This is a genomic window from Pseudomonas sp. JV245A, assembly GCF_032424515.1.
Classification (GTDB): domain Bacteria; phylum Pseudomonadota; class Gammaproteobacteria; order Pseudomonadales; family Pseudomonadaceae; genus Aquipseudomonas; species Aquipseudomonas protegens.
Map to the genome: position 1 here is coordinate 1 of NZ_VYKE01000192.1, position 8,147 is coordinate 8,147.

The 8,147-nt window shown below is 69.1% G+C and carries 3 protein-coding genes; 1 reads left to right on the forward strand and 2 read right to left on the reverse strand.

Going from position 1 to position 8,147, the window contains the following annotated elements:
- Positions 1 to 760 (reverse strand): TolC family protein (locus F6S12_RS28225; protein WP_315869583.1); only part of this gene is annotated, 760 nt, incomplete at its 3' end.
- 59 nt (positions 761 to 819) lie between these two features.
- A complete protein-coding gene (locus tag F6S12_RS28230; protein WP_011060444.1) occupies positions 820 to 1,620 on the reverse strand; it encodes a helix-turn-helix transcriptional regulator in 801 nt (266 codons plus the stop codon).
- Between the two features lie 595 nt (positions 1,621 to 2,215).
- Between F6S12_RS28230 and ofaA the strand changes: the two genes are divergently transcribed.
- On the forward strand, positions 2,216 to 8,147 hold a 5,932-nt coding region (gene ofaA / locus F6S12_RS28235), incomplete at its 3' end, for an orfamide A non-ribosomal peptide synthetase OfaA (protein WP_315869584.1).

Genomic DNA, 8,147 nt, shown 5'->3' on the forward strand with positions numbered 1-8,147 from the left:
GCAGCGGCGCCCCCACCAGCAGCGTCAGGTTGTTCAGGTCCTGGGCCACCTGGCGCTGGTAGCGGGCCAGGCTGGCGCGGGCACTGTCGACGCTGGTGCGGGCCTGGGCCACATCCAGGGCCGAGATCTTGCCGGCGCTGCCATTGCGGGCGGTCAGGCGCAGGCTCTGTTCGTCCGCGGCCAGGGTCTTGCGGGTCAGCTCCAGCAGCTCCTGGTCGGCACACCAGCTCAGGTAGGCCGTGGCGACATTGGCCACCAGGCTCAACTGCGCGCTGCGCCGTGCCTCTTCGCTGGACAGGTAGGTCATCAGCGCCTGCTGGCTGAGGCTGCGGATGCGCCCGAAGAAGTCCAGCTCATAGGCACTGATGCCCAGGTTGGCGGAGTAGCTGGAGCTGATCAGTGCCTTGCTGCCGGTCATCTGTTCCGGCAGGCGCTGGCGCTTGCCCGAGACGCCGGCGCTCACCGCCGGGAACAGGTCGGCACGCTGGATGCGGTACTGGGCCTGGTAGGCCGCGACATTCAGCGCCGCCACTCGCAGGTCGCGGTTGTTCTGCAGGGCGCTGTGAATCAATTGCTGCAGCAACGGGTCCTGGAACAGTCCCTGCCAGTCGGCCCCCGGGTTGCCGGCAGCGGGGGCGAAGGCTGCGCCCTGTGGGTACTGGGGCGCCACGGGAGCGGTCGGGCGCTGGTAGTCCGGGGCCAGGGAGCAGCCGCCGAGGGCCAGGGCCAGGGCCGCCAGGGTCAGTGGGGAGTTACGCATTGATCAGCCTCGTGACAAGCACATCCTGATGGCGGACAGCCAGGGGCGTGCGGGCGGTTTCAGGCGCCGACCATCCACTTGGCCAGCCCGTGACGGCCGCTGACCCCGAGCTTGGCGGCGGCGCGCTTGAGGTAGGTTTCCACCGAGCTGTTCTTGACGCTCAGGCGCTGGGCCATTTCCGGCACGGTGCCGCCGGTCAGCAACCCCAGGCAGACTTCCTTTTCCCGCGCCGAGAGGGTGATGTCACCCAGGGACAGGCGCTCATCGAACTCCCGTTGCAGCGGTGTCTGCTGCAAGGCATCGGCGGGCTTGGCACTCCAGCTGCGCAGGTTCTTCAGGGCCTGTTGCCGGTGCAGCTGGGCGTGGCGTTCCAGCAACGGCAGCAGGGTCTGCGACAGGCTCTTGAGAAACGACAGTTCGGACAGGGAAAAGCCGCCCTGGTCGGGAGCCCGGTAGAGGGCGATGACACAGCGGCGATTGGCTTTGCGCGAGACCAGGTGGCATTGGTGCGCGGTGGTGCGGGAAGGGCCGCTGCGGGCCTGGGCATTCATTTGAATCAGCAGCGAGTCGTCCATTTCCAGCATCTGCTGCAGCAGCGGGTCATGGCGTCGCGGCGGCTCCGGCAGTGGCAGGTCCTTGTGCAGCCCGGCGCGGCCCAGCAGGGTAATGGCCAGGGGGCTGGCCTGGCGTTCGTCCAGGGTCCATTCGCTGAGTACCAGTTGGGTCAGTGGCACCAGCTTGTCCACCAGTTGCAGCATTTCGCTGGCGAACTGCGGGTGGCCGGAGCTGGAAATCAACTGCCCCAGTTCGAAGTAGAAGTGCGGGGTTTCCAGGTTCGCAATACTGCTGGTCAGACTCATATCCTTATCATCCTTGATCGAGACAAATCGCTGATCGACGCGCGCTTGCCGCGGCATGCCGTGGCAGATTCCCGATGAACCTGATCCAGTTCCCGGGCGTTGATTTAAGCCTATGGCTTTGCCTGGCGTCTGTAGGGGGAAACCGGGACATCATGGCCCTGCCAGGGCCTCGCCAAGGCTCTGGGTCAAGCCCTTGCGACGGTCCCGTCGCGCCCGCCGGCGGGGTGTTTCCCGGCGTCAAGGTTGCCCGAGGGGCAAGCCTGCGGTGGAACGCAAAAGCCCTCCGCCAGGCCATGAGCGTCGTTCACGCGTAGCCAATTTCCTACAGCCGATTCAGCTGATCAGCAGAGCTGCTGCAACAGCCCGGCGCGGTGCTGCCCGAGGTGGCCGACCGGGGCCGGAACTGTCCGGGTTTCGGGTGACATACAGGCCCTGGGGCCGATGCTTAAATCCGCGGACGCCGGTGCCCGGGCCCATCACATGAGAAGGATCTTATGACGCATTTTTCCGCCGCAGCCGTGGGCGCTTTCGTCGCGCCAGTCACCCCAGCCAGCCACTGCCCGCCATGGGCCGGGCACCCCGCCCGGGGGCGCGCATGAACGCCGGTCCGGTACAGGCCCGGGGCCTGCCGCTGACCGCCGGGCAGCGCGATATCTGGCTCGACCAACTGAGCCGGGGCGACTCGCCGCTGTACAACATCGGCGGTTATGCCGTGCTCAAGGGGCCGTTCCGGCCCGAGCTGATGCAGCGCACCGTGGAGCTGCTGGTGGACAAGCACGACGTGCTGCGCACGGTGCTGTCCCTGGAGGGCAGCGTCGACGGTCTGCCCTTGCAGCACTTCGACCGGCAGTGGCCGGTGGAGCTGGTGTTCCATGACCTGTCCGCGGCGGCCGATCCGCTGGCGGCGGCCCAGGCGCAGATCCGCCGGCAGATGCAGCAGGCGTTCAAGCTCGACGGCGAACGGCTGTGCCGCTTCTCGCTGTTCCGGGTGGGCCCCGAGCATCACCTGATGGAAGTCGAGGCCCATCACCTGATCCTCGACGGCTGGGGGTTTGCCCAGCTGTCCCAGTCCCTGGGCGGGCTCTACAGCGCCCTGGCCAGCGGCGAGGAACCCCAGGCCACGGCGCCGTCCTTTGTCGACTTCATCGAGGACGACGCCCGCTACCACCAGTCCAGCCGCTATGCCCGGGACCGCGACTACTGGCTGGACAAGTACCAGAGCCTGCCGGAGCCGGTGCTGCGCCCGCGCTACCGGCCCGCCGCCGACGCCGCGACCCCGGGGGCGACCCTGGTCCAGGCGTTCCCCGCGGCCTTGCACGAACGCATGAAGGCCCTGGGCAAGAGCACCGGGGCCTCGGCCTTTCATGTGCTGCTGGCAGCGCTGCATGTGTACTTCACCCGCACCCTGCAACGGGACGAATGGGTCCTGGGCATGCCGGTGCTGAACCGCCCCAATGCGGCCTTCAAGGTGACCCTGGGTTCCTTCACCCAAGTCAGCGCGGTGCGCATGGACTTCGGCCGCGAACTGAGCTTCGAGGCCCTGGTGGGGGCGGTGCGCGATGTACTGAAACAGGACTTCCGCCACCAGCGCTTTCCCCTGAGCGAACTCAACCGCGCCCTCGGCCTGCTGCGCGAAGACCGCGCGCAGCTGTTCGAGCTGTCGCTGTCCTACGAACTGGAAGACCTGGACTACCGCTACGGCGAGGCGGCGGCCTCGTCGGTGAAAGTCTCCAACCGCCACGAGCCCACGCCCCTGGCCATCCACCTGCGCAGCAACAGCTTCGATGACAGCGCCTGGATGCACTACGTCTACGACTCGGCGTATTTCCAGCCCGAGGAAATCGAGGCCCTGGCCGCGCGCCTGCTGCATGTGCTGGAGCAGGGGCTGGACAATGTGCAACTGCCGGTGGCCCGCTTCTCCCTGCTGCCTGCCGCTGAGCTGCGCCGCTTGCAGGCCTGGAACGCCAACGAACAGCCAGCCGCCGCCGAACAGCGGATTCACGCCCGGGTCGCGGCCTGGGCCCGGCGCACGCCCCAGGCCATTGCCCTGGTCGCCCAGGGCCAGGCCCTCAGCTATGAACAGCTCGACCGCCGGGCCAACGCCCTGGCCCTGCACCTGCGCGAGCTGGGAGTGGGGCCGGATGCGCGGGTGGCCATTGTCGCCCGGCGCAGCCCGGAAACCCTGGTGGGGCTGCTGGCGATTCTCAAGGCCGGCGCGGGCTATGTGCCCCTGGACCCGGCCCATCCGGCTGAGCGCCTGGCCTTCCTGCTGCACGACAGCGCACCGCGGGCGGTGTTGACCCAGGGCGCCCTGCGCCAGTGCCTGCCGACGCTGAACGTGCCGCTGATCGACCTCGACAACGGCCAGTGGCTGGATGGCCCGGGCGAGATTGCCGAGACCGCCGGGCTGACCGCCGAGCACCTGGCCTACGTGATCTACACCTCCGGCTCCACCGGCCAGCCCAAGGGCGTGATGGTGGAGCACCAGAGCCTGTCGAACCTGGTGGACTGGCATGGCCGGGCTTTCGACCTCCAGGCTGGCAGCCACACCTCATGCCTTGCCGGTTTCGGCTTCGATGCCATGGCCTGGGAAGTCTGGCCGGCCCTGTGCGCCGGGGCGACCCTGCACCTGGCGCCGGTCAGCGACGGCCCCGAGGAGCTGGACCGCCTGCTGGCCTGGTGGCGCGCCCAGCCGCTGGAGGTGAGCTTTCTGCCGACCCCGGTGGCCGAGTACGCCCTCAGCCAGCAACTGGGCCACCCGACCCTGCGCACCTTGCTGATCGGCGGCGACCGCCTGCGCCAGTTGCCTGCTGACCCCGGGTTTGCCGTGATCAACAACTACGGCCCCACCGAGGCCACGGTGGTCGCCACTTCCGGTGCCATCGAGGCCGGGCAAGCCCTGCATATCGGCCGGCCCATCGCCAATACCCGGATCTACCTGCTGGATGAACAGCAGCAACTGCTGCCCATCGGCGTGCCCGGCGAGCTCTATGTGGGCGGTGGCGGGGTGGCCCGGGGTTACCTCAACCGCGATGGGATGAATGCCGGACGCTTCCTTGCGGACCCCTTCAGCGACCGCCCCGGCGCGCGCATGTACCGCAGCGGCGACCTGGCTCGCTGGCGGGAGGACGGCAGCCTGGAATACCTGGGGCGCAACGACGATCAGGTGAAGATCCGCGGCCTGCGCATCGAGCTGGGGGAAATCGAGACCCGCCTGGGGGATCACCCGGCAGTGCGCGAGGCGCTGGTCCAGGCCCGGGACGGCCAGTTGCTGGCCTGGTTCATTCCGCGCCAGGCGGTCACGGCCCTTCAACTGCGGGAATTTCTGCGCCAGCAGTTGCCGGAGTACATGTTGCCCATGGCCTACGTACCGCTCGACGCCTGGCCGCTGACCGGCAACGGCAAACTGGACCGCCGGGCGCTGCCGGCGCCGGGGCCCGGGGACCTGATCAGCCGCGCCTACGAGGCGCCCCAGGGCCCGCTGGAAATCACCCTGGCCGGGCTCTGGAGCGAGCTGCTGCAGGTGGAGCAGGTGGGCCGCCACGATCACTTCTTCGAACTGGGCGGGCATTCGCTGCTGGCCCTGCAACTGATCCAGCGCATGGCCCAGGCCGGCCTGCAGGCCGATGTGCGGGTGCTGTTCGGCCAGCCGACCCTGGCCAGTCTCGCTGCGGCGGTGAGCACCGGGCAGGTCGTCGAGGTCCCGGCCAACCGCGTTCCGCCCGACTGCCAGCGCATCACCCCGGCGATGCTGCCCTTGGTGGAGCTGGACCAGGACAGCATCGACCGCGTGGTGGCCTGCATCCCCGGCGGCGCTGCCAATGTGCAGGACATCTACCCCCTGGCGCCGTTGCAGGAGGGCCTGCTCTATCACCACATGACCGCCGCCCGCGATCCCTACCAGCAGCACGCGCTGTTCGCCTTCGCCCGGCGCGAGGACCTGGACGCCTTCGCCCTGGCGCTGCAGGCAGTGATCGAGCGCCACGACATCCTGCGCACCAGCCTGGTCTGGGACGTGCTGGAGCAGCCGCTGCAGGTGGTCTGGCGCCAGGCCCGGCTGACGGTGCAAGAGTGGCAGGCCGGGCCCGGCGGCCATGTAGCGGAGCGACTGCGCGAGCACTTCGACCCGCAGCACAACCCGCTGGATATCCGCCAGGCGCCGATGCTGGCCCTGGCCTGGGCCGAGGACCGGGCCAATGGGCGCTGGATCGGCCTGCTGCGCTTCCATCACCTGGTCAACGACGCCACCAGCACCGCGGTGCTGCTGGCGGAAATCGCCGCCCATGTGCAAGGCCGGCAAGCCAGCCTGGCGCCGGCCTATGCCTACCGTGACTACGTGGCTCGCACGCGCCAGGGGCAGGGCGCCCACAAGGCGTTCTTCGAGGCCGGCCTGGGCACGGTGGACGAGCCGACCCTGGCCTTCGAACTGCAGGAACGGCCCGGGGAACAACTGGACCTGCAGCACGCCAGCGGCCTGCTGGAAGCCGAGCTTGGCCAGCGCCTGCGGACCCAGGTGCGCCAGCTCGGGGTCAGCGCCGCCAGCCTGTTTCACCTGGCCTGGGCCCTGGTACTGGGGCGTACCAGCGGCCGTGAGGACGTGCTCTTCGGCAGCGTATTGCTGGGCCGCCTGCAAGCCGGGGCGGGGGCCGACCGGGCCCTGGGCATGTTCATCAACACCTTGCCACTGCGCCTGGAGCTGGCGGGGCTGACGGTGGCCGAGGGGCTGGGCCAGGCCCAGCAGCGCCTCAGTGCCTTGCTTGCCCACGAGCAGGCGCCGCTGTCCCTGGCCCAGCGCTGCAGCGCGGTGGCGGCGCCGACTCCGCTGTTCAATGCCTTGCTCAACTATCGCCACAACCTCGGCGGCGACCTGTTGCAGGGTTTGCCTGGGGTCGAGTTGCTGAGCAGCGAAGAGGTGCTCAGCTACCCGCTGATGCTGGCGGTGGACGACCTGGAACCGGGGTTCCGCCTGGGCTGCCGGGCCCCGCGGCGGATCGGCGCGCAACGCCTGCTGGGCTACCTGAGCACCGCTCTCGAAGCGCTGGTGCTGGCCCTGGAACAGGCGCCGCAGACGCCGTTGCACAGCCTGTCGATCCTGCCGCCGGTGGAGTCGCGCTACCTGCTGCAAACGCTCAATGCCACCCGTTCGCAATACCCGCGGGAGCTGACCCTGCATGCCCTGTTCGAGGCCCAGGTGCGGCGCACGCCCGAGGCCATTGCACTGCAGGCCGGTGCGCGGCAACTGAGCTACCGGCAGCTCAACCAGCGCGCCAACCAGCTGGCCCATTACCTGCGCGAGCAGGGGGTGGGGCCGGATGTGCGAGTCGGGCTCTGCGTGCAGCGCAGCCCGGAACTGCTGATCGGCCTGTTGGGCATCCTCAAGGCCGGCGGTGCCTATGTGCCCCTGGACCCGGACTACCCGCTGGAGCGCCTGCGCTACCTGGTGCAGGACAGCCAGCCACTGGCGGTGCTGGTGCACCAGCCGACCCGCGAGCTGCTGGGCCCGCTGCCCCTGTCGCTGATCGACTTCGACCGCAGTACCTGGGAGCAAGCGCCGCAGCATGATCCCGTGGTGGCAGGGCTGACGGTTTCGCACCTGGCCTACGTGATCTACACCTCGGGTTCCACCGGTACACCCAAGGGGGTGATGGTGGAGCACCGCGGCCTGGGCAACCTGATGCACTGGAGTTCGCAGCTGTGTGGCGAGCGGGCCCGGGGCACCCTGCTGCAAAAGGCGCCGTTCAGCTTCGACGGCTCGGTCTGGGAGCTGTTCTGGCCCCTGGTCACGGGCATGCGCCTGTTGCTGGCGCGGCCCGACGGCCAGCGCGATCCGCTGTATCTGGCGCAATTGGTGCGCGAGGAGCAGGTGAGCATGATCAAGTTCGTGCCGGCCATGCTCCTGCAATTTCTGCAGCTGGAAGAGGCCGGCCAGTGCCACAGCCTGACCGATGTGTTCTGCGGCGGCGGCGAGCTGACCGAAGCGATTGCCCGGCTGTTCCGCCAGCGCCTGCCCGGAGCCCGTTTGCACAACGTCTACGGCCCCACCGAGGCCACCGTGGACAGCAGCGCCTGGACCCTGGAGCCAGGGGCAGCGGTGCCGCCGGTACAACTGCCGATCGGCAAGGCCATCACCAACACCCGGCTGTATGTGCTGGATGCCCATGACCAGCCGGTGCCCCAGGGCGTCAGCGGCCAGCTGCACATTGGCGGGGTCGGGGTTGCCCGGGGTTACCTGGGCTTGCCGCAGTTGCAGGCCGAGCGCTTTATCGACAGCCCCTTCGTCGCCGGCGACCGGCTGTACCGCAGCGGTGACCGGGTGCGCTACAACGCTGACGGCGACCTGGAGTTCCTCGGGCGCAACGACTTCCAGGTCAAGCTGCGGGGCCTGCGCCTGGAGCTGGGGGAAATCGAGGCGCGGCTGGCCAGCCACCCGGCCCTGCGCGAGGTGGCGGTGCTGATGCGTGGCGAGCGCCTGGTGGCCTATTTCAGCCTGCACCCCGGGGTGGCGGCGCCGGGGATCGAGGCGCTGC